Annotated in this window: 23 protein-coding genes; 14 read left to right on the top strand and 9 right to left on the bottom strand. The window is 71.6% G+C overall.

Annotated elements, in window-relative coordinates; genetic code table 11:
* Positions 1-27 precede the first annotated feature (27 nt).
* From ACWDX7_RS26520 to ACWDX7_RS26510, 3 genes are all read right to left on the bottom strand, one after another.
* The gene (locus ACWDX7_RS26520; protein WP_451489556.1) at positions 28-714 is read right to left on the bottom strand and encodes a hemerythrin domain-containing protein; all 687 of its coding nucleotides are present in this window, start codon (positions 712-714) and stop codon (positions 28-30) included.
* A gap of 138 nt (positions 715-852) precedes the next feature.
* On the bottom strand, positions 853-2,028 hold the full coding sequence (locus ACWDX7_RS26515) for a zinc-dependent alcohol dehydrogenase (RefSeq protein ID WP_451489555.1): 1,176 nt from the start codon (positions 2,026-2,028) through the stop codon (positions 853-855).
* Complete coding sequence (locus ACWDX7_RS26510) at positions 2,025-2,504, bottom strand: hypothetical protein (protein WP_451489554.1); 480 nt, start codon at positions 2,502-2,504, stop codon at positions 2,025-2,027. Before ACWDX7_RS26510 ends, ACWDX7_RS26515 begins: the two co-directional genes overlap by 4 nt.
* Before the next feature lie 555 nt (positions 2,505-3,059).
* Here ACWDX7_RS26510 and ACWDX7_RS26505 point away from each other — a divergent pair.
* The 4 genes from ACWDX7_RS26505 to ACWDX7_RS26490 all read left to right on the top strand — a co-directional run bounded on the left by ACWDX7_RS26505 (position 3,060) and on the right by ACWDX7_RS26490 (position 6,355).
* Positions 3,060-3,545, top strand: a complete 486-nt coding sequence (locus tag ACWDX7_RS26505) for a DUF2243 domain-containing protein (protein ID WP_451489553.1) — start codon at positions 3,060-3,062, stop codon at positions 3,543-3,545.
* Positions 3,542-4,384 (top strand): cytochrome c oxidase assembly protein, encoded by an 843-nt coding sequence (locus tag ACWDX7_RS26500; RefSeq protein WP_451489552.1) that lies wholly within the window; start codon positions 3,542-3,544, stop codon positions 4,382-4,384. The genes ACWDX7_RS26505 and ACWDX7_RS26500 overlap by 4 nt, the downstream gene beginning before the upstream one ends.
* 121 nt (positions 4,385-4,505) lie before the next feature.
* Entirely contained in the window at positions 4,506-5,702 is a 1,197-nt protein-coding gene (locus ACWDX7_RS26495) for a hypothetical protein (RefSeq protein ID WP_451489551.1), read from the top strand.
* Positions 5,703-5,770: 68 nt separating this feature from the next.
* The gene (locus ACWDX7_RS26490) at positions 5,771-6,355 is read left to right on the top strand and encodes a hemerythrin domain-containing protein (RefSeq protein ID WP_451489685.1); all 585 of its coding nucleotides are present in this window, start codon (positions 5,771-5,773) and stop codon (positions 6,353-6,355) included.
* A gap of 114 nt (positions 6,356-6,469) precedes the next feature.
* Here ACWDX7_RS26490 and ACWDX7_RS26485 read toward each other — a convergent pair whose 3' ends face one another.
* From ACWDX7_RS26485 to argG, 4 genes are all read right to left on the bottom strand, one after another.
* On the bottom strand, positions 6,470-7,003 hold the full coding sequence (locus ACWDX7_RS26485) for a hypothetical protein (protein ID WP_451489550.1): 534 nt from the start codon (positions 7,001-7,003) through the stop codon (positions 6,470-6,472).
* Between the two features lie 57 nt (positions 7,004-7,060).
* Positions 7,061-7,525 carry an SPW repeat domain-containing protein gene (locus tag ACWDX7_RS26480; protein WP_451489549.1) on the bottom strand — a complete coding sequence of 155 codons (465 nt, stop codon included), beginning with the start codon at positions 7,523-7,525 and terminating at the stop codon, positions 7,061-7,063.
* Between the two features lie 79 nt (positions 7,526-7,604).
* Positions 7,605-9,995 carry an ATP-binding cassette domain-containing protein gene (locus ACWDX7_RS26475; protein ID WP_451489548.1) on the bottom strand — a complete coding sequence of 797 codons (2,391 nt, stop codon included), beginning with the start codon at positions 9,993-9,995 and terminating at the stop codon, positions 7,605-7,607.
* Positions 9,996-10,340: 345 nt separating this feature from the next.
* Entirely contained in the window at positions 10,341-11,786 is a 1,446-nt protein-coding gene (gene argG / locus ACWDX7_RS26470) for an argininosuccinate synthase (protein ID WP_451489547.1), read from the bottom strand.
* A 117-nt stretch (positions 11,787-11,903) separates the two neighbouring features.
* Between argG and ACWDX7_RS26465 the strand changes: the two genes are divergently transcribed.
* The 6 genes from ACWDX7_RS26465 (at position 11,904) to ACWDX7_RS26440 (ending at position 16,653) form a co-directional block, all read left to right on the top strand.
* Complete coding sequence (locus tag ACWDX7_RS26465) at positions 11,904-12,323, top strand: helix-turn-helix domain-containing protein (RefSeq protein ID WP_451489546.1); 420 nt, start codon at positions 11,904-11,906, stop codon at positions 12,321-12,323.
* A 10-nt stretch (positions 12,324-12,333) separates the two neighbouring features.
* The gene (locus ACWDX7_RS26460) at positions 12,334-12,750 is read left to right on the top strand and encodes a VOC family protein (protein ID WP_451489545.1); all 417 of its coding nucleotides are present in this window, start codon (positions 12,334-12,336) and stop codon (positions 12,748-12,750) included.
* A gap of 102 nt (positions 12,751-12,852) precedes the next feature.
* Entirely contained in the window at positions 12,853-14,457 is a 1,605-nt protein-coding gene (locus tag ACWDX7_RS26455; RefSeq protein ID WP_451489544.1) for a N,N-dimethylformamidase beta subunit family domain-containing protein, read from the top strand.
* A 70-nt stretch (positions 14,458-14,527) separates the two neighbouring features.
* Positions 14,528-15,889 carry an LCP family protein gene (locus ACWDX7_RS26450; RefSeq protein WP_451489543.1) on the top strand — a complete coding sequence of 454 codons (1,362 nt, stop codon included), beginning with the start codon at positions 14,528-14,530 and terminating at the stop codon, positions 15,887-15,889.
* A gap of 139 nt (positions 15,890-16,028) precedes the next feature.
* Entirely contained in the window at positions 16,029-16,259 is a 231-nt protein-coding gene (locus ACWDX7_RS26445) for a hypothetical protein (protein WP_451489542.1), read from the top strand.
* A gap of 178 nt (positions 16,260-16,437) precedes the next feature.
* Complete coding sequence (locus tag ACWDX7_RS26440; protein WP_451489541.1) at positions 16,438-16,653, top strand: hypothetical protein; 216 nt, start codon at positions 16,438-16,440, stop codon at positions 16,651-16,653.
* 33 nt (positions 16,654-16,686) lie between these two features.
* Here ACWDX7_RS26440 and ACWDX7_RS26435 read toward each other — a convergent pair whose 3' ends face one another.
* Positions 16,687-17,463: an LppU/SCO3897 family protein gene (locus tag ACWDX7_RS26435; RefSeq protein ID WP_451489540.1), complete on the bottom strand. Its 777-nt coding sequence runs from the start codon at positions 17,461-17,463 to the stop codon at positions 16,687-16,689.
* A gap of 164 nt (positions 17,464-17,627) precedes the next feature.
* Positions 17,628-18,647, bottom strand: a complete 1,020-nt coding sequence (locus ACWDX7_RS26430; protein ID WP_451489539.1) for a helix-turn-helix transcriptional regulator — start codon at positions 18,645-18,647, stop codon at positions 17,628-17,630.
* Positions 18,648-18,740: 93 nt separating this feature from the next.
* Between ACWDX7_RS26430 and ACWDX7_RS26425 the strand changes: the two genes are divergently transcribed.
* From ACWDX7_RS26425 to ACWDX7_RS26410, 4 genes are all read left to right on the top strand, one after another.
* Positions 18,741-19,460 (top strand): NADPH-dependent F420 reductase, encoded by a 720-nt coding sequence (locus ACWDX7_RS26425; protein WP_451489538.1) that lies wholly within the window; start codon positions 18,741-18,743, stop codon positions 19,458-19,460.
* A 69-nt stretch (positions 19,461-19,529) separates the two neighbouring features.
* Positions 19,530-19,766: a hypothetical protein gene (locus ACWDX7_RS26420; protein ID WP_451489537.1), complete on the top strand. Its 237-nt coding sequence runs from the start codon at positions 19,530-19,532 to the stop codon at positions 19,764-19,766.
* Between the two features lie 149 nt (positions 19,767-19,915).
* Positions 19,916-20,329 carry an STAS domain-containing protein gene (locus ACWDX7_RS26415; protein WP_451489536.1) on the top strand — a complete coding sequence of 138 codons (414 nt, stop codon included), beginning with the start codon at positions 19,916-19,918 and terminating at the stop codon, positions 20,327-20,329.
* Positions 20,330-20,491: 162 nt separating this feature from the next.
* Positions 20,492-20,644, top strand: coding sequence for a hypothetical protein (locus ACWDX7_RS26410; RefSeq protein ID WP_451489535.1), 153 nt, complete (start codon positions 20,492-20,494; stop codon positions 20,642-20,644).
* The last annotated feature ends 23 nt before the right edge of the window (positions 20,645-20,667 follow it).

Below are 20,667 nucleotides of genomic sequence, written 5' to 3'. Positions count from 1 at the left end.
GTCCAGGACCGCCCACCCCGCGCGATGTCACCGCCTGCGGCGCAGCGCGGCGCGCAGCCCCCAGGCGGCCAGCACCGCCGTGAGCGCTCCCGCGACGAGGCGGCGCTGCGGCAGGTGGCCAGGGGCGGCGGGCAGCAGGTCACGGGCCCGGTCGAAGAGGCTCAGGGGGAGCCCGGCCAGGGCGTTGCCGGGCGGACGGCGCGAGACCGCCGGGTGGGGGTGGGTCGGCGCGGTGCGGCGTACGATCTCCCAGGCCGTGCCCAGGCGCCGCAGCCGGGCCGGGTCGTTGCCCATGGCCTCCTGGAGCCGGGGCAGCAGCAGGTCCTCCTCGTCCCGGATGTCCTGCCGGATGAGGTCGAACGCCGCCTCCACCCACTGCTCGTGCCGGGGGTCGCCCGGATCGGTGGACTCGATCGCGGCCACGAGGGCGTTGATCTCCTGGTGTTCCTCCTCCACCCGTGAGGTGAGCTCCGCCCCGTCGGGCGCCAGGCGTCGCAGGGCGGGCCACAGGACGGTCTCTTCGGCGAAGGCGTGGCTGAAGGTGAGCTGGATGATGTCGTGGAGGATCTGCCGGCGCTCGGACGCGCTGCGGCTGCCGTGCGTGTACAGGTTCATGAGCCGGTCGAGTTCGGCGTGGTCGCGGCGCTGGCGGGCCAGGACGCTGGCCTGTCCGCCGAGCTGTTCGGGGCTCTGCCGTGCGATGGAGAGGGGCATGAGGGTTGTCCTAACGCGGGAAGCTGTGGATGGCCGGGGCCGGCGCGAGTCCGCGCACGGCCGGCCCGGTTGCCGAGCCGGCTGCCAACACGGCCGCTGGTTCCGCCCCGTGGGAGCCCGAGTACGAGTACGGGTCCCTCAGGCGTCGGGGCGGATGACGGCGCGTACGCATCCGTCCTTCTTGTACTTGAACATGTCGTAGGCCCGGGGCGCCTGGTCCAGCGACACCGTGTGCGTGGCGAGGTGAGAGGTGGTGAGCTCTCCTGCCGCCATGCGTTCCAGGAGCATGGGTATGTACCTCTGCCCGTGCATCTGGGCGCCGCGCACCGTCAGGCCCTTGTTGATCACCGCGCCCAGGGGGAACTTGTCGACGGCGCCGGTGAAGACACCGAGGATGAAGACGGTGCCCGCCTTGCGGCAGGCGTGAATGGCCTGGCGTACCGCGGTCGGCCGGTCGGTCTGCATGCGCAGCTGCACCTTCGCCTGGTCGTAGAGGTGCATGGGGCCGTCGCTGTGGGCTTCCAGCCCCACCGCCTCGATGCATACGTCGGGTCCGCGGCCGCCGGTGCGCTCGCGCAGCTCGGCGGCCACGTCGGTGGAGGTGTAGTCGATGGTCTCGGAGCCGATGAACCGCTCGGTCATGGCGAGGCGTTCGGGGATGCGGTCGATGGAGATGACCCGCTCCGCTCCGAGCAGGATCGCCGCCCTGGCCGCCATCTGGCCGACGGCGCCGCAACCCCACACCGCGACGGTGTCGCCCGGTTCGACGCCCCCGAGATCCGCCCCCATCCAGCCGGTGGGCACGGAGTCGGACACGAACAGGGCGCTGGTGTCGTCGATTCCGTCCGGGATCGTGAAGGCCCCGTAATCGGCGAAGGGGACCCGCACGTATTCCGCGTGACTGCCGCGCAGTCCGCCCATCGCGTGCGAGTAGCCGAAGATGCCCGCCGATTCGTAGCCGAAGAGGGCCTGGCCGATCCCGGGGTTGGTGTTGGTGTTGTCGCACAAGGACCACAGGTCGTGCGCGCAGTACCAGCACCGTCCGCACCCGACGAAGGAGCAGACGACCACCCGGTCGCCCACCCGGTGGCGCCGCACCTGCGGGCCCACCTCGACGACCTCGCCGATGAACTCGTGGCCGATCACGTCCCCGGACCGCATGGCCGGGATGTAGCCGCCGATCAGGTGCAGGTCCGAGCCGCAGGTCGTCCCGGCGATCAGCCGCACGAGCATGTCCTGCTCGTTGCGCAGTTCCGGATCGGGCACCTGCTCGACGGACAGCTTGTTGACGCCTTCCCAGCACAGGGCTTTCACAGCACTCCCTCCCCACCGGAGCGGCGGCTGATCATACCGACGAGCCGGCCGGCAGGGGTCCCTCCGGTCTCGGTGGGCGGCGAGTCCGGCCGCATGACCTCACCGGCTTCCAGGAGGGCCTTGGCTTCCCGCAGCGCGGTACGGACCTCCTGCCGCGGGTCCCGGCCCGCGAGCCTGGCGGGCAGCGAGGCGGCTTTCGGCTGGCCCTCCGGCTGGCGCAGCCGGACGGCCAGCTCGGTGCCGCGGTCACCAGGCGCCGGGCGGACCCGCGCCTCCAGCCTGTCGCCCAACCGGTCCAGCGGCGCCGGCGGTGCGCCGTCGACGTACACGTCCGTCGGCGCACGGTTGACGGTCACCACGAGCCAGCGGTCATCGTCGTCCTTCCGCCAGGCCTCGTGGAGCCGGGCCTTGCGGGCCGCGGCCACACCCGCGCCCAGCCCGGCACCCAACAGCATCACCCGATACGACCGTTTCACGTGTCCTCCCCGTGAGAGCCGAGCTTCCTCGGGGGCGCCTGCCCCCGGTACCGGCCGGGAAACGGCCGTTCCCGGCACACCGGGCCGTACGCGCGCCGTGGCGGGCGGTACGGCGAGCTGATCACGGCCGTTCGCGCCCCGCCCTGGCCGGCTCCCCTCCAGCCCGCGCGGTGGGCCACACACGCATGCACCCCACCCACTGCACCGCGCACACCACCGCCTGACCACTGCCTGAGGAGACCCGGCCGCCCGCCGGCACAGCATGAGCGCCGCGGCCGGGGGAAGGCGCTCCGCGCAGGGGTCCTCGGCCCCCGGCCCACGACGAGCAGGTACCGGCCCACCCCGACAGGAGGTCGTCATGTCGATCATCACGCCGTCCCTACGGCGGAGCCTTCGCAGCGGTGCTTTCGCCCGAGCGGGAGACGACCGGGTGGCCCGCGGCCACGACTCCGTCTGCCGCCTCTCGCCGCTTCCCCCGCCGATGCTCCGTACCGACCGCCGGACCACACCCGAAGCCCGGCGCGCAGCGGGGGCCGGCCGGCCCGCACCACGGCGATGAGGGGCCCCGCGGCAGTGGCCCCCGGCGCACGCCGTGAAGGCGGGCGGTCGGCGGCGGTGTGCGCCCTCATCGGCGCGGCGGTGATGGCGGCCGTGGACGAGATCGTCTTCCACCAGATCCTCGGCTGGCACCACTTCTACGACCGCTCCACCCCGGCCGTGGGCCTGCTGTCCGACGGTCTCCTCCACACGGCGGAACTCCTCGCGCTCGTGGCCGGGATCTTCCTGTACGCCGACCTCGGCCGGCGCCGCGCGCTGTCGGCGCCGCACGCGTGGGCCGGTTTCGTCACCGGCACGGGAGCCTTCCAGCTGTTCGACGGCATCGTGGACCACAAGCTGCTGCGCCTGCACCAGATCCGCTACGGCGTCGACGTCACCCCGTACGACTGGGCCTGGAACGCCTGCGGTGCCGTACTCCTGCTCGTCGGCTGCGGTCTCGGTCTGCGCGCCCACCGCCGTGCCGCACGGGAGGACCCCACGTGACACCTGCCCACCTCCACCCCGGCCCGGCCGGCACGGGCGTGGACCCGGCCGCATGGGTCACGGTGGCGGCGGCGCTGCTCGCGGCGTCCGCCTACCTGCTGGCCGCCGCCCGGCTCAGGCGCCGTGGGGACGCCTGGCCGTGGCCGCGTGACGTGTCCTTCGGCGCCGGCTGCGCCGCGCTCCTCTGGGCGGCCGCGGGCCCCTTGCCGGGCGGCCCCTTCACCGCGCACATGGGTTTGCACCTCCTCACCGGTATGGCGGCCCCGCTGCTCCTCGTCCTCGCCCGCCCGCTCACGCTGGTGCTGCGAAGTCTCCGGCCCGGCCGGACCCGCCGCGGACTGCTGGCCGCGGCGCACTCCCGGGCCGCCGCCCTGCTGATCGCCCCTCCCGTCGCCGCGCTCCTGGACGTGGGTGGCCTGTGGCTGCTCTACCGCACCCCGTTGTTCGCGGCCACCCAGCACCGGCCGCTCCTCCAGGCGGTGGTGCACGCACACGTACTGGCCGCCGGACTGCTGTTCACCTTCGCCGTCTGCCGGCTCGACCCCGTACGCCACCCGGCGGGCCTGCCCCTGCGCGCCGCCACGCTGCTGGCCGCCGGGACCGCCCACGCCGTCCTCGCCAAGAGCCTGTACGCGGCGCCGCCTCCCGGGACCTCCTTCGCCCTGGCGGACCGGCACCTGGGGGCGCAGCTGATGTACTACGGCGGCGACTTGGCCGGGCTCGCCCTCGCCCTCACCGTCGCCGTCCAGTGGTACGCCGCCACCGGACGGGCGTGGGCCCGGCGGCGGCCCGTCACGGACAGGGTGCGGGTGGACGCGCACGGGGGCGGGCAGGGCTGATGGCAGGGCTGATGGGGTGAGCCACGCAAGTGCCCGCGCGTGGGCCACGGATGTGGACGCCGAAGCGGGGAAGGATGGCCCACATGTCCCCATCCGTCCGTCTACCGAAGGCCGGTGCCTTATGACGTTCAATCCTCTGGAGCAGCGCGGTATCCCGCTGGACCGTCAGGTACGCAGCTGGCGGGAGCTGAACGTCTCGCCGATCGACCCCGATGCCACCGACCCTTACACCCGCTGCCGGGTCATCACGATGAACGGCATCGAGGTCGAGGCGATCATGTTCAGCCACCAGTTCGCGCGCCACTGCCCCGACCCGGAGGTCAAGCGGCAGCTCGCCGAAGTGCGTTACGTCGAGGCGCAGCAGCAGAAGGCCGTCAACTGGCTGCTGCCCGGTGTCTCGTCCGTCCTGGAGACGACGATCGCCTACGAGCAGGTGGCCGTCGACCTCACCTCCTGGATCGCCCGCATGGAGCCGGACCCGTATCTGCAACAGGCCTACCAGTTCGGTGTGCTGGAGGACTTCGACCACCTGTACCGGTACGCGAACCTGTACGAGATGATCGAGCACCGCAAGGCCGAGTCGATCGTCGACGGCCTGACGGAGGTCATGCCGGGCCGTCCCACCCGGATGCACCACCGGCACCCGGTGGACAACGTGCGTGACCCCTACGACAAGGCCACCACCAACCCCCTGTCCAAGCTGCACGCGCTGACGGTCCTGTCGGCGGAGCAGCAGACGATGAACTTCTACATGAACACCGGCCCCACCTACATGGAGCCGATCGCCCGGCAGCTCTACCAGGAGATCGGGCTGATCGAGGAGGAGCACGTCACCCACTACGAGTCCCTCGTCGACCCGGGCGAGACGTGGTGGGAGCAACTGGTCAACCACGAGTACAACGAGTGCTACCTGTACTACTCCTTCATGGAGCAGGAGAGCCACCCCAAGGTGAAAGCGCTCTGGGAGCTGCACCTGAACATGGAGCTGGAGCACCTGCGGATCGCCTGCGACCTGATGCGCCGCCACGACGGCCGCGAACCGGAGGAGATCCTCGCACCCGCCCTCCCGAACGTCTTGACCTTCGAGCCGAACAAGGAGTACCTGCGGGAGCTGCTCGCCACCCAGATCGACGTGACCACGCTGGGTGCCGGCTACGTCCGCGAAGCCCACGAGCGGTTCGAGCAGATGCAGCAGCGCCTGCACGACGGCGAGAGGCCGCCCAGCGACCGCGTCGTGGAGCAGCACCGGCAGATGTTCGAGCGTGACTACCGGGTGGAGAGCGAAGGCCCGCACCCGGTCGCATCCGAGCGCGCCTGATGGCGGGGAAGAAGGACGGCGCAATGGCAGCGATGGACCGCGCGAAGGAAGGTGCGAAGGAGGGCGCGATGGACGAGCAGGCCCAGCCCGGCGACCCGGCGGCCGGGGAAGACGTGGTGGCGCTCCTGATGCGCCAGCACGGTCAGATCCACAGCCTCTTCGACGAGGTCCGCGCGGCCCGGGGGGAGGAGCGCACGGACGCGTTCCGGCGTCTGCTCCAGCTGCTGTCCGTGCACGAGACGGCCGAAGAGGAAGTGGTGCACCCGCACGCCCGTTCCGCGTTCGAGGGCGGCACCGAGGTGGTGGAGGAGCGGCTCGCGGAGGAGAAGGCCGCCAAGGAGAAGCTCTCCGCCCTGGAGGACATGGAGACCTCGGATCCCGCGTTCATGCCCGCCCTGCTCTCCCTGCGCAACGCCGTCCTCATCCACGCGCGGTCCGAGGAGCGCTACGAATTCGCCCAGCTGCGCCGCACCACATCGCAGGCCCGGCTCGCGCTGATGGCCAAGGCCGTGAAGGCGGCGGAGGCGGTCGCGCCGACACATCCCCACCCCGGGATCCAGAGCGCTACCGCGAACCTGACGCTCGGCCCCATGGCAGCCGTCGCCGACCGCGCACGCGACGCCATCCGCCGCACCATGGCCGACGGCGGCTGAAGCCGGTGCAGAAGCCGGGGCCACCCGCCCCACACGGGTGGCCCCGGCGCGAACGCCGCGGTGGCCGTGGAGCTGCATGACCCGCGGCGTCCGGATCAGCCCCGGGGCGCCCAGCTACCGGCCGTACGCCTGCTCGCGGGGCAGCGGGCCGACGTGCTGGTGCCGGCCCGGGCGCCGGGCGGCGTGCGCCTGACCGGGGCCGGGGCCGTCGCGCTCGGCCAGGGCATCGGCGACGATTCCGGTGGCGAAGGCGTAGACGGCCTTGTGGAGGAGGTCCACCACCAGTTCCTTCCTCGGCCATGTCGGCGGCGGAGCTCCCACGCCGGTGGCGTTCTCCAGGATCTGGTCGTTGGTCAGCCGTACGACGGCGAACTTCGCGGAAGACCACGGGCCTCGCAGACCCGCCTGCGCCATGACCGAGCGCAGCACCCCCAGCGCGGCGCCCTGACCGAAGTGCATGGCCCAGTTCAAGGCCGACGGCTGGCGGCCCCGTCGCTCGGGCAGGCCCGTCAGCCGTTGCAAGACCCTGGCAGGCACGTACGAGTCGGGGCGGCCGGTGAAACGCTGCTCCACCTTCTCGCCCAGGGTCATGACGCTCACACCGACCGTGCCCGCCACCAGTCCTTGCCACAGTGCGCGTTTCATCATGATCGACCCCTGCCCGTCCCTGTCGTACGCCTCGCGCCGCCGTTGCCCCATGGCTGACTAAGGGCGGCGTCGGGTGGACGCCGGGAGGCGCTGCCCGGACTCGGTGTCGTTCGCCCGGCGGTCGGTGCGCAGTACCAGCAGGGACAGCGCCGCGGCCAGCACGAGCACGGTGCCCATGGCGAGGTCGAGGATCGTGCTGCCGGTGTCCACCGCCGTCTTCTGCAGGCTCAGCACGAACGGCGAGGCGATCATCCACAGCCCCGCCAGGCCGATGACCACGTCGGAGCGCCAGCTGCCGCCCCGGTAGAGCCGCCTGCCGACGACGAGGGTCAGCACGGTCCCGACGACGGCCTCGTTGACCTGTGCGTCCTTGGGGCCGTCGTGGATGGCCATCGGATACGCCCAGAGGGCGACGGCCGCGACGAGCATGACCATGCCGAGCACCTGGTCATGGATCCCCTGCCGGAACAGATGCCGCCTTTCCTGCGGGACGGGCGAGTGGTGCTGGTGGTAGAGGGCCATGGCGTCCTCCTCGGTTGTCGCGAAGCCACCGTCTCTTCCCGCCGCCTACCCGCCCCGCGCACGTGCACGCGCAGCGCGGTCAGGCGCCGACGTACGCCGCGAGGTGCTCGCCGGTGAGGGTGGAGCGGGCGGCGGCCAGGTCGGCCGGTGTCCCCTCGAAGACGATCCGGCCGCCGTCGTGCCCCGCACCCGGGCCGAGGTCGATGATCCAGTCGGCGTGCGCCATGACCGCCGGGTGGTGCTCTACGACGATGACCGACTTGCCGGAGTCGACGAGCCGGTCGAGCAGTCCCAGCAACTGCTCCACGTCGGCGAGGTGCAGGCCGGTGGTCGGCTCGTCCAGGACGTAGACGCCGCCCTTCTCCGCCATGTGGGTGGCCAGCTTGAGCCGCTGCCGTTCGCCGCCGGACAGGGTGGTGAGCGGCTGGCCGAGGCTGAGGTAGCCGAGCCCCACGTCGGCGAGCCGGCCGAGGATGCGGTGAGCCGCCGGTGTGTGCGCTGGGCCGGAGCCGAAGAACTCCTCGGCCTCGGTCACCGGCATCGCGAGCACTTCGCTGATGTCACGCCCGCCGAGGTGGTGCTCCAGCACCGCGGCCTGGTACCGCTTCCCCTCGCACTCCTCGCAGGTGGTGGTGACGCCCGCCATCATCGCCAGGTCCGTGTAGACGACGCCGGCGCCGTTGCAGGTGGGGCAGGCGCCCTCGGAGTTCGAGCTGAACAGCGCCGGCTTCACGCCGTTGGCCTTCGCGAACGCCTTGCGGATCGGGTCGAGCAAGCCGGTGTACGTCGCCGGGTTGCTCCGTCGCGAGCCGCGGATCGGGCCCTGGTCGACCGACACCACATCCGCTCCGGCCGGGATCGATCCGTGCACGAGGGAGCTCTTGCCGGAACCGGCGACGCCGGTGACGACCACGAGCACGCCCAGCGGGATGTCGACGTCGACGCCCCGCAGGTTGTGCGCCGTGGCGCCGCGGATCTCCAGGGCGCCGGTGGGCTCGCGCACCGCCGTCTTGAGGGCGGCCCGGTCGTCCAGGTGGCGGCCGGTGACGGTACCGGCGGTCCGCAGACCCCCGACGGTACCCTCGAAGCAGACGGCGCCGCCCGCCGTACCGGCGCCGGGGCCCAGGTCCACGACGTGGTCGGCGATCGCGATCGTCTGCGGCTTGTGCTCCACCACGAGCACGGTGTTGCCCTTGTCCCGCAGCCGCAGCAGCAGGTCGTTCATCCGGCTGATGTCATGGGGGTGCAGTCCCGTCGTCGGCTCGTCGAAGACGTAGGTGATGTCGGTGAGCGAGGAGCCGAGGTGGCGGATCATCTTCACGCGCTGCGCCTCGCCGCCCGACAGCGTGCCCGACGGCCGGTCGAGCGAGAGGTAGCCGAGGCCGATCTCCACGAACGAGTCGAGGACGTGCCGCAGGGCGTCCAGCAGCGGCGCCACCGAAGGCTCCTTGAGGCCGCCTGCCCATGCGGCCAGGTCGCTGATCTGCATCGCGCAGACGTCGGCGATGCTGACCCCCTGGATCTTCGAGGACCGGGCACCTTCGCTGAGCCGGGTGCCATCGCACTCCGGACAGGTGGTGAAGGTGACCGCGCGCTCCACGAAGGCCCGGATGTGCGGCTGCATCGCCTCCTTGTCCTTGGACAGGAACGACTTCTGGATCTTGGGGATGAGCCCCTCGTAGGTGAGGTTCACGCCCTCGACCTTCACCTTGGTCGGCTCCCGGTGGAGGAAGTCGTGCAGCTCCCTCTTGGTGAACTCGCGGATCGGCTTGTCGGGGTCGAGGAAGCCCGACTCGGCGTAGAGCCGTACGGTCCAGAAGCTGTCCGACTTCCAGCCGGGGATGGTGAACGCGCCCTCGGCGATCGACTTGGAGTCGTCGTAGAGCTGGGTGAGGTCGATGTCCGAGACCGCGCCCCGGCCCTCGCAGCGCGGACACATGCCACCCGTGCGGGAGAAGGTGGCTTTCACCGCCTTCTTGGCCCCGCGCTCGACCGTGATCGCACCGCTCGCCCGGACCGAGGGGACGTTGAAGGCGTACGCGCTGGGCGGGCCGATGTGCGGCTGTCCCAGCCGGCTGAAGAGGATGCGCAGCATCGCGTTGGCGTCGGTGGCGGTGCCGACCGTGGAGCGGGGGTCGGCGCCCATCCGCTGCTGGTCGACGATGATCGCGGTAGTCAGCCCTTCCAGTACGTCGACCTCGGGGCGGGCCAGGGTCGGCATGAAGCCCTGCAGGAAGGCGCTGTAGGTCTCGTTGATCAGCCGCTGCGACTCCGCGGCGATCGTGTCGAACACGAGCGAGCTCTTGCCGGAGCCGGAGACGCCGGTGAAGACCGTCAGGCGGCGCTTGGGGATCTCTACGCTGACGTCCTTGAGGTTGTTCACGCGCGCGCCGTGCACGCGGATCAGTTCGTGACTGTCGGCGCCCTGCGGCGCGGGCGACTGCGTGTCCGTCCCCGTGGCCATGCTCATCGTGTCTCCATTGACTGGGTGTCCCATGTGCCGGGCAGGGCCTGCGCTCGGCGGTCGCCTTCCCGGTCGGGAGTCGGTGCGGCCCCGCTCGACCGGCTCGACGCGCCCGCGGCTTCGAGCCGAACGTCTGATTCTCTTGCGTTCCGGTCCGCCGAGCCTGTCAGGTTCCGGGGGTGGGCGCTTCTCCATTCCTGATCGATTCCCTTCCCGGCCGATGCGGTCAGCCGCCCCACCACGCGGAGAAGGCCGGCCCGGCGCCCTGGGCGCCGAGCCGGCCTTCTTCCGTTGCTGCGTCCTTCGTTCCTGCCCTGCCGTGGCGCCGGGCCTTCCGCTCGGCGCGGCCGCTCAGTCCGTGCCGAACTCCATCGCGGCGCGGTCCAGCATCTCCTCGTCACCGGAGACCTCACCGCGCGAGGCGATGGCCTCGGCGCCGCCCTCCTGCATGACGCCGATCAGCCCGGTCGAGGCCGCCTGGGCGGCGCCGATGGCAGGGTTGGCCGTGCCGATCAGGCCCAGTCCGGCGTACTGCTCCAGCTTGGCGCGCGAGTCGGCGATGTCGAGGTTGCGCATGGTGAGCTGGCCGATCCGGTCCACCGGACCGAAGGCCGAGTCCTCGGTGCGCTCCATGGACAGCTTGTCCGGGTGGTAGCTGAACGCCGGACCGGTGGTGTCGAGGATCGAGTAGTCCTCACCGCGCCGCAGCCGCAGTGTCACCTCGCCGGTGACGGCCGCGCCCACCCAGCGCTGCAGCGACTCGCGCACCATCAGCGCCTGGGGGTCCAGCCAGCGGCCCTCGTACATGAGCCGGCCCAGGCGCCGTCCCTCGTTGTGGTACTGGGCGAGGGTGTCCTCGTTGTGGATCGCGTTGACGAGGCGCTCGTACGCCGCGTGCAGCAGGGCCATGCCGGGCGCCTCGTAGATGCCGCGGCTCTTGGCCTCGATGATCCGGTTCTCGATCTGGTCCGACATGCCCATGCCGTGGCGGCCGCCGATGGTGTTGGCCTCCATCACCAGGTCGATGGGGGAGGCGAACACCTTGCCGTTGATCGTCACCGGGCGGCCCTGATCGAAGCCGATCGTCACGTCCTCGGCGGAGATCTCGACCGAGGGGTCCCAGAACCGGACGCCCATGATCGGCTCCACGGTCTCCACGCCGGTGTTCAGGTGCTCCAGGGTCTTGGCCTCATGGGTGGCGCCCCAGATGTTGGCGTCGGTGGAGTACGCCTTCTCCGTGCTGTCGCGGTAGGGCAGGTCGTGGGCGAGGAGCCACTCGGACATTTCCTTGCGGCCGCCGAGCTCGGTGACGAAGTCCGCGTCCAGCCAGGGCTTGTAGATCCGCAGGTGCGGGTTGGCGAGCAGGCCGTAGCGGTAGAACCGCTCGATGTCGTTGCCCTTGAAGGTGGAGCCGTCGCCCCAGATCTGTACGTCGTCCTCCAGCATCGCCCGGACCAGGAGGGTGCCCGTGACGGCGCGGCCGAGCGGCGTGGTGTTGAAGTAGGCGCGCCCGCCCGAGCGGATGTGGAACGCCCCGCACGCGAGCGCCGCCAGGCCCTCCTCGACCAGCGCCGCGCGGCAGTCGACCAGGCGCGCGATCTCGGCGCCGTACGTCTTCGCACGGCCGGGCACCGAGGCGATGTCGGGCTCGTCGTACTGGCCGATGTCGGCGGTGTAGGTGCACGGGACGGCACCCTTGTCGCGCATCCAGGCGACCGCGACCGAGGTGTCGAGACCGCCGGAGAAGGCGATGCCGACGCGCTCGCCGGCGGGAAGGGAGGTGAGGACCTTAGACATAGGAAGAGTATGCACAACAATGCATGATCATGCAAAGAGGATGGCCGGACCAGGTACGGGACCGGTGCCCGGGGGCGGGTGAAGGCAGCGGCTGCGGCGCTGTGGGATGGTGGTCGCGTGACCTTGGAGGACCTCGTCCGGCTGCGCCGCGCCCGTGACCTGATGGACCGCGACTACGCGCAGCCGCTCGACGTCCCGGCGCTGGCGCGCGTCGCCCTCATGTCGTCGGGCCATTTCTCCCGCAGCTTCCGCGCTGCCTTCGGCGAGACACCGTACAGCTACCTCATGACGCGCCGGATCGAGCGCGCCAAGGCGCTGCTGCGGCGCGGCGACCTCACGGTGACGGAGGTCTGCTTCGCGGTCGGCTGTACGTCGCTGGGGTCCTTCAGCTCGCGGTTCAGCGAGCTGGTCGGCGAGAGCCCGAGCTCGTACCGGGCCCGCCGCCATGACGAGGGCGCCACCATCCCCGCCTGCTTCGCCAAGATCTACACGCGACCGGTCAGGAACGGAGAAGCCGGACCCGCCGCCCGCCAGTAGCGTGCACGGCATGGACATCAAGCTTTCGCAGTGCTTCATCGCCGTGGACGACCACGATCAGGCGCTCGCCTTCTACCGGGACGTCCTGGGCCTGGAAGTGCGCAACGACGTCGGGTTCGAGGGCATGCGCTGGGTCACCGTCGGCTCGCCGTCGCAGCCTGATGTGGACATCGTCCTCGAACCGCCCCTCGCGGACCCGAACGCCTCACCCGCCGACCGGGAGGCCATGGCGCGACTGCTGGCCAAGGGCCTGCTGCGCGGTGTCATCTTCAGGACCGACGACTGCGACGCCACCTTCGAGCGCATCCGCGCCGCCGGCGGCGAGGTGCTGCAGGAGCCGGTCGACCAGCCCTACGGCGTCCGCGACTGCGCCTTCCGCGACCCTTCCGGCAACATGCTCCGCTTCAACCAGCCGCGTCAGCGGTAGCCCCCGGGACCGGGCGCGCCCGGACGCGCGGCCTGCGGGGGCGGCGGCCGTCGATGGGATAGAACGGGTGCCCCAGGCGACGGCGACTTCCGGGGTGATGCGGTGGAACGGACGGACCTGCCGAGCGGAGCGGGGGAGCACCGCAAGGGTCCCGGGCGGCGACTGGTCCTGGGACTCGCCGCGGCCACGATCGCATCCTGGCCCGGCGGTACGGCGGCGGCCCGGGCCGCAGCGGGCCGCGGTGAAACCGGGGCCCGAGCGCCGCAGGGATGCGGGCTCGACGTGCGGGCCGAGAACGCGCTGCCCGGGTCCCCCGACTGGCGGATCACCCGGGCCGGCCCGGCGCGGGCCGTCGAGGGTTTCGCCGACCGGGTCAGCGTCCGCCCCGGCGAGCCGTTCGGGTTGCGCGTGTCGACCACTTCGGCCTCCTACACCGTCCGCGCGTACCGGATGGGCTGGTACGGCGGAGCCCGCGCCCGCCTGGTCTGGCAGTCGGGCCCCCTGCCGGGCATCCTCCAGCCGCCGGCCCGCCTCCATCCCGAGACGCGGATGGCCGAGGCCGCCTGGCGGCAGACCGGGCAGGTGGACACCTCCGGCTGGCCGGAAGGCAGTTACCTGCTCCGCCTGGACACCGAGGACGGGCAGGCGCAGCGGTTCGTACCCCTCACCATCAGGTCCGCCTCGCCCGCCGGCCGTACGGTCGTGGTCAACTCCGTGGCCACCTGGCAGGCCTACAACCGGTGGGGCGGCGCGGACCTCTACAAGGGCACGACGGGCAAGAAGAAGTCGCGGTCCCTTCACGTCACCTTCGACCGCCCCTACTCGGGCGGAAAGGGCGCCGGCCAGTTCCTCGTCTACGAAGCACCCGTGATCGCCCTGGCCGAACGCCTGGGCCTTCCCCTGGCCTACGCCACAGGGGTGGACGTGGCCCGCGACCCGCGGCTGCTGTGCGGCGCGGCCGCCATGGTCTCACTGGGCCACGACGAGTACTGGAGCCCCGAGCAGCGCGGCCACGTGACCCGGGCGCGCGACCAGGGCACCAACCTGGCCGTGCTCGGCGCCAACTGCTGCTACCGCAGGATCCGCTTCGAGGCCTCCCCGGTGGGAGCCGACCGGATCGTGGTCTGCTACAAGGACGACTACGCCGCGGACCCGGGCTATCGGCGGGGATCCCCACCGACGAACGACTTCCGGCGCCGGCCCGCGGCCGACCCCGAGAGCTCCCTGCTCGGCGTGATCTACGCCGGCTATCCCGTCGACGCCCCCTATGTGGTGTCCCATCCCGGCCACTGGCTGCTGGCGGGCACCGGGGCGCGGGCGGGTGATTCCTTCCCCCACCTGGTGGGGGTCGAGTTCGACCGTGTGAACCCGGCCTATCCGACGCCGCGGCCGGTGGAGGTCCTCGCCCACTCGCCGGTGGTCTGCAAGGGGCGGCCCTCCTACGCGGACACGGCGTACGTGTCGCTGCCGAGCGGGGCCGCGGTCTTCGCGACGGGCACCATGCGGTGGGTCGAGGCCCTCGACGCGACCGGGCCCGCCGGCGGCAAGGGCAACCACGGCCTCGACGCCCGGGCCGGGCACTTCACCCGCACCGTCACCGCCAACGTCCTGCGCGCGTTCGCCCGCGGGCCGGCCGGGCGGTCCAGGCCCGCCCAGGACAATCTGGCCGCCCACTACGGGGACAAGGCCACCACTCCCGGCGCGTAACCCCACCCCCTCGCACCACAGGCAGTAGCGTCACGATTCGCAACTTTTGGCACGATTCCGGGGATGTGCTGTGCGTCGACTCACCGTAGCTCTCACCCTGCTGGCAACCCTCGCGGCGGCTTCCTACGCCGGCTCCCAGGCCATCTCCGCCGAGCGCCGGGCAGCGGGCGGGGGCCGCGGCACGAACATCCTCGTCGTCGGCATCGACAGCCGCGCGGGCCTCTCCGCCGCCGAGAAACGGCGTCTGCACGCGGGCGGCAAGGGATGCAACTGCACCGACGTGATGATGCTCGTCCACCTCTCCGAGAACCAGCGGCGTGCGAGCGTCGTCTCCATCCCCCGTGACTCCTACGTCCAGTACGCCGACGTGGCGGCCCCCACCGCGGGCTCCGCGCCCGCCCGCTTCGGAAAGATCAACGGGGCGTTCGCGATCGGCGCCGGCCCGCTGACCGTCCGTACCGTGGAGCAGGCCACCGGCCTGCGCATCGACCACTACCTGGAAACCGGATTCACCGGATTCGAGCAGACGGTCAACACCCTCGGCGGCGCGACCGTGTGCACGGACAAGCCCCTCAAGGACGACGGTTCCGGCCTCGACATCAGCGCGGGGGTCCACCACGTCGACGGGAACGGAGCCCTGCGCTACGTCCGGGCCCGGCACATCGACCGGCCCGGAGACCTCGGCCGGGTCCGCCGCCAGCAGCGCATGGTGAACGACCTGCTGGCCCGCCTCACCGCCGAGGGCGCCCTGGCCGGGCCGGTGAGCACGGCGCGTACGGCCCGTGCCCTGCTGAAATCCGTACGCACCGACGAACGCACGGGACTGGACGACCTGGTCCGCATCGGCTGGGCGCTCGGCCGGCTCCGGCCGGAGCGCACGGAGTTCGCCACCGTACCGATCCGGGTCTTCGACCACCGGGTGCCCGGAGTGGGTTCCACCCTCGTGTGGGACGAAGCCCGCTCCGCCGCGTTGTGGGACGCTCTCGGAGCGGACCGCGCCACTACGGGCGACCCCCGCATCCAGCCCGTTCCGCAAACGCCGGTCGACACCAACCCCGCCAAGATCGCGGTCAGGGTGGACGACGCGACCGTCGCAACGGCCTTGCGCGGCAACGGTTTCGTCGTCACCGACACCTCGTCGGCCGCCCCGCCGGTACGCCACGAAGGCCCACCGGTCATCAGCTACGGCCCGGGCCGGGAGGCGGGCGCGGCCACTTTGGCGGCCGCCCTGCCCGGCGCCCGCCTCCGCCCGGTCCCGGGTCACGACACGTTCTTCGACGTCGCGATCGGTACGCGGCCCGTCCTGGTCAAGACCGTGACCTACGACCGCAACACGGCCGAGGGCGCGCCCGTCACCGCCGACACCCTGCGCTGCGGCCGTACACCGGGATCCCTGGGCTCCGCCACACCCACGGCCGACCACCGTCCCTGACGACCGCCACGACCGCCGGGGCGCCCGCCGTCAGTCGTCCCGCCGTCGAACAGCCTGGCGTGGCTGACCCGTTCCGGGCACGGCCGCGTGTTCTGCTTGGGCGACGATCCGTGATGTTCAGCCGAACCGGGAGGTGGCGATGGGATTTCTCGACCGGGCCAAGGAGCAGGCCCAGGGCGCTCTGCACCAGGGCAAAGCCAAAGTGGACGAGGTCCAGCAACAGCGCGCGGGTAACGACCTGCTGAAGAAGCTGGGGGCGGCGTACTACGCGGAACGCCGTGGAAGCGGCACGCCGCAGGCGACTCAGGACGCCCTGGCCGCACTGGAAGCCCATGTCGCCGCCCACGGGGACGGCTTCCTGCGCGCGTGATACGTCAACTGGGCTTGCCGCTTCGTCTCGAACGGTGAGCCCAGTCGGCTGCGGCACAGGCGCTCGGGAGCGAGACGCGACCCCACTCCCGTGCCGTCACGCACCGTGTTTACAGAAGCGGATATGGGAAACGCTGAGTAGCCGAAGGGAATAAGAACCTAGGCGAAAGGCGGGACCCATGTCCGTGAGTATCGGCATCATCCTCGTCATGGTGGCGGGGTTCATCACTGTGATCGTGCTCGCCCCGGCGGTGGCGCCGGCCGAATCCGACCAGGCCGCGGCGCGGCCCACCGGCGAAAACCCGCGCCCGCCCGCGGCGAGTCACCGCCGCTCGCGGCGGCTGCGGTCCATCCCGCCCCAGCGCACCGTGGACCACAGGCGAAGCCTCGGGTGAGCGGCGGCCCCTGGCCGGGGCGCCTCCCGGTGGTCAGCGGGCGTACGAGCCGATGCCGACCAGGCAGTACACGTACTGGTTGATGACGGCGCCGTTGAGGGTGTAGCGGTAGGAGAACGCGTACTCCGTCTTCGGATTGTCGTCGCAGCGGCTCATGTCCGAGGTCATCGGGATGCTCTCGATCACCCGGTAGTGCGCGTCGGACGCCGAGCAGGAGACTTCCTCGACGTCCTCGACGCGTTGCGCCGTGGTCGAGTCCGGCAGGGTGCCGTTGAGGCAGGTGCCCCTGTCGAAGGGGGTGGGGGCCGTGTCGGCCTCAGGGGTGGAGACGGGATCGCTCGTCGTCTCCGGTGTGGGTTCGGCCGGGGAGGAGGAGCGGCTGTAGGAGGGGAGCGGGGAGTAGGACGGGCTGTACGACGGGTACGCCGACTCCGAACTGGCCGAGGGGCTGGGCGCCCCGGCGGCGGAGGCCTCGTCGTCGGTGCCGTCGCCGGAGTTGAACAGGGCGAGACCGGCGATGACGGCCGCGACGAGCCCGGCCGCCACCAGCCACCCGGCGATGCCCCGTTTGGGCCCCGCTCCCGACGCGGGCGGGACGGGGCCCCCGGACACCGCCGAGACCCCGGACACCGCCGAGACCCCGGACACCGCCGAGACCCCGGCCGCCGCGGCCGCCGTCGAGACCCCGGCCGCCCCGGACACCCGGATCCGTACCAGCACCTCCTGGTCGCCGACCCGGGCCCGGACCAGGTCACCGTCCCGGCAGGACGAGGGGATGCGCAGGCGGGTGGGCCCGGTCGCAAGAGGCACTGTCAGGATCGCTCCGTAAGTCGCCTGTTGGGGAGTGATCGTTATTTCTGTTTCCGGTGACGACATCAACTGTTCCTCAAGGTATGGGGCGCGAGCCGCCGGCGGACTTCCCGAGATTCTCCCAACCCGCGTCGGCTGACGCAGCCATTCCGCCAAGCGCGGGGTCAGGAGCGCTGCCGCTCCGTCACCTCCCGGCTCCCGGAGGCCGCCGGGGCGCTGCGGCTGGTCTCGGTGGCGTGCAGCGCGCGGCGGGCGGTCGTGCGGAGGTGATCGATGATCTCGGGGTCGGCGTCGAGTGTGTAGTCGGCGTCGAGACCGGCGAGGGTCTGGGCGATGCGGGGGAGGCGGTCGTCGGAGGCGTCGAGGCGGCAGGTGTGTTCGTCGATGGGGGTCAGGCGTGTGGCCAGGCCACGGGTGCGCGCGCGGACGTGGTCGGCGGGTGCGTGGACGGTGGCGACGGCACGGTAGCGGGTGGGGGCCGTGGACAGCCGACTCGCGACGAAGGCCGCCGGGTCGTCGCCGGGTACGCGGCGGGGTGCGACACGTCGGCCGGTGGGTGCGGGGTTGGTGGTGCGGTCAAGGCGGAAGAGGCGCCAGTCGTCCTTGTCGGTGTCGTGGGCGAGGAGGTACCACAGGCCGCCGGAGGCGACCAGGTGGCACGGCTCTACGCGGCGCCCGGTGACGGCGCCACGCTGACTCGTGTAGTCGAAGGCGGTGATCTCGTGGTCGCGGCAGGCGACGGCGAGGGTGACCAGCACGGCCGGGTCGGCCCGCGGTCCTCTTGCCTCCCAGGTGATGCCGGTGAGGGAGCTCTGGAGGGCGGTGACCTGGCCGCGCAGGCGCCCCGGCAGGACCTGTTCGAGTTTGGCCAGGGCCCGCAGGGCGGTTTCCTCGATGCCGGTGAGGCCGCCCGCGGCGGTGCGCAGGGCCACGGCGATGGCGACGGCCTCCTCGTCGTCGAGCAGGAGCGGCGGCAGGTCGCTGCCGGAGGTGAGGCGGTAGCCGCCGGCGTGGCCGCGGGCGCTGTCGACGGGGTAGCCCAGCTCACGCAGGCGGTCGATGTCGCGGCGGACGGTGCGTACGGTCACCTCCAGCCGTTCGGCGAGGTCGGCGCCGGACCATTCCCGCCGGGTCTGGAGCAGGGACAGCAGTCGCAGCACGCGGGCGGTCGTATCGCTCGTCATGAATTCCATGATGCCGGTGTCAAAGGACAGGAGCTGTCCTGAAATGCCCCTACGGTGGAGACGTCTACACGGAGCAAATCGGGAGGTTTCCCCATGAAGATCGCTGTTCTCGGCACCGGCGGCGGCGCCCGCGCCCACATCGCCAAGCTCGCCGAACTGGGCCACGAGGTTCACGTCGGCACCCGCGACCCCCGGGCCACCCTGGCCCGCGCCGAGCCCGACATGATGGGCACCCCGCCCTTCAAGGACTTCCTCGCCGAGCACCCCGCCATCGGACTGCACACCTTCGGCGAGGCCGCCGCCGTCTCCGACGGCCTGGTGATCAACGGCATCGACGGCCACAACGCCGTGGAGGCGCTGTCCGCCATCGCCGACCCGCTCGCCGGCAAGACGCTCATCGACTACGCCGTCCCGTACATCTACCAGCACACCCCGCAGTACCCCTGGCCGACGCCGTGGGGGATCATGCCGAAGCTGGACCCGTGCGACAGCGACAGCCTCGGCGAGCAGATCCAGCGAGCCCTGCCCCGCACCAAGGTCGTGAAGTCCTTCGTCACGCAGGAGCAGGCCACCGTCGTCGACCCCGAGGCGGTAGGCGGCGGGGACCACACGATGTTCGTCGCCGGCGAGGACGCGGGCGCCAAGCAGCAGGCCACGCAGCTGCTGAAGTCCTACGGCTGGACCGACATCCTCGACCTCGGCCCGCTCGTCTGCGCCCGCGGCATGGAGATGTACGCGCACATGCACTCCGCCATCGGCTTCGGCCTGGGTCAGGGGTTCGGCGGCCACTTCGGCATCAAAGTCGTCCGCTGACCGCCACCCGGCCCCCTGCTCGGGGGTGGGGACGCGTACCGGCGGCCGTGGCGTGGAACAGATGCCCGCATGACCGAAAGTGCGAGCCCTGCCGTCCCGACACCGCGCGTCACCGTACGGGAGGTGCAGCCGGGCGATCCGCCCTTCCGCATCGTGGAGATCAACGGGGAGGTGGTGGGGGCGGCCAGGTCCATGACGGACGTGCTCAAGGTCGCCGCCGCCGCGGGCGTCACCATCCACAACCTCGACGATCCGGCCGAGATCCGGTGGGTGGGCGGCGGTAGGTACACCTGGAGGCGGCACTAGCTACTGCGGCCCTGTCGTCAGCTGATCCCACCGCGCCGTCACTCTTTTGGCGCGTCATGTACGAGGTGGCACTCGGGTGAGGCCAGGATGAGGCTCTTCGGATTCGGGCCCGCCGTGTCGGGCCGGGCGGCGACGGGAAGGGCACCACGATGGGCTTGTTCGAGACGGCGGTGGAGCGGGCCGACGGTACGGTCCTCATCAGTGCGAAGGGGGATCTGGACGGGACCGCCGGGCCGGTCCTCCAGCAGGCGCTGGAGGCGGTTACCTCCAGTGACACCGTGGCCTTGATCGATGTGCACGCCGTGCGGTTCATGGACGCCGGCGGACTCCTGCTCTTCCTCGATCTGCACCGGCGGGCGGAGTGCTTGGGGCTGCGGGTACTCGTCGTGGGATGGCAGGCACAACCGCAGGGGCTCATGGCGTCGGTCGCCGGCATTCCGGGGGCCGGTTCTCGCACCGGGGAGCGGTACGCCCTTGCGGGCTTCCGCCGTCTGATCGAGGAACGGGCCGAGCGGCAGCGCGACCGGGCCTCCGACCAGAACGGATCCCTCTCCCTGCCGTAGCGCCCCGGTGCGGCAGTGGGCCGCGGCGTCCCCGCGCTGTGGTGTCGGGGGCCCGCGGCAGACCGGCGGGTCGCTCGTGTCCGCCTATCGGACAGGCCATTGCGGCCCGACATCGCGCCGCACACACTGTAGCGATCCGATCCCCACAGAAAGCGGTCCGTCATGGGCGAACACGTGCATATCCGCCTCAAGGACGGCATAGCCGTGTCTCCGGCCGGTGACCTGATCGAGACCTACCACTGCCGGTGCGGCAGTACCTGGACCAAGAGCTACCAGGTCGAGGACCGGGATCCGGACGCACTGCCCGGCAGCTGAGCCGGAACTGCGCGAGGTCCTGG

The organism is Streptomyces sp. NPDC003034, assembly GCF_053591375.1.
This window is presented reverse-complemented; position numbering and strand designations above follow the sequence as displayed.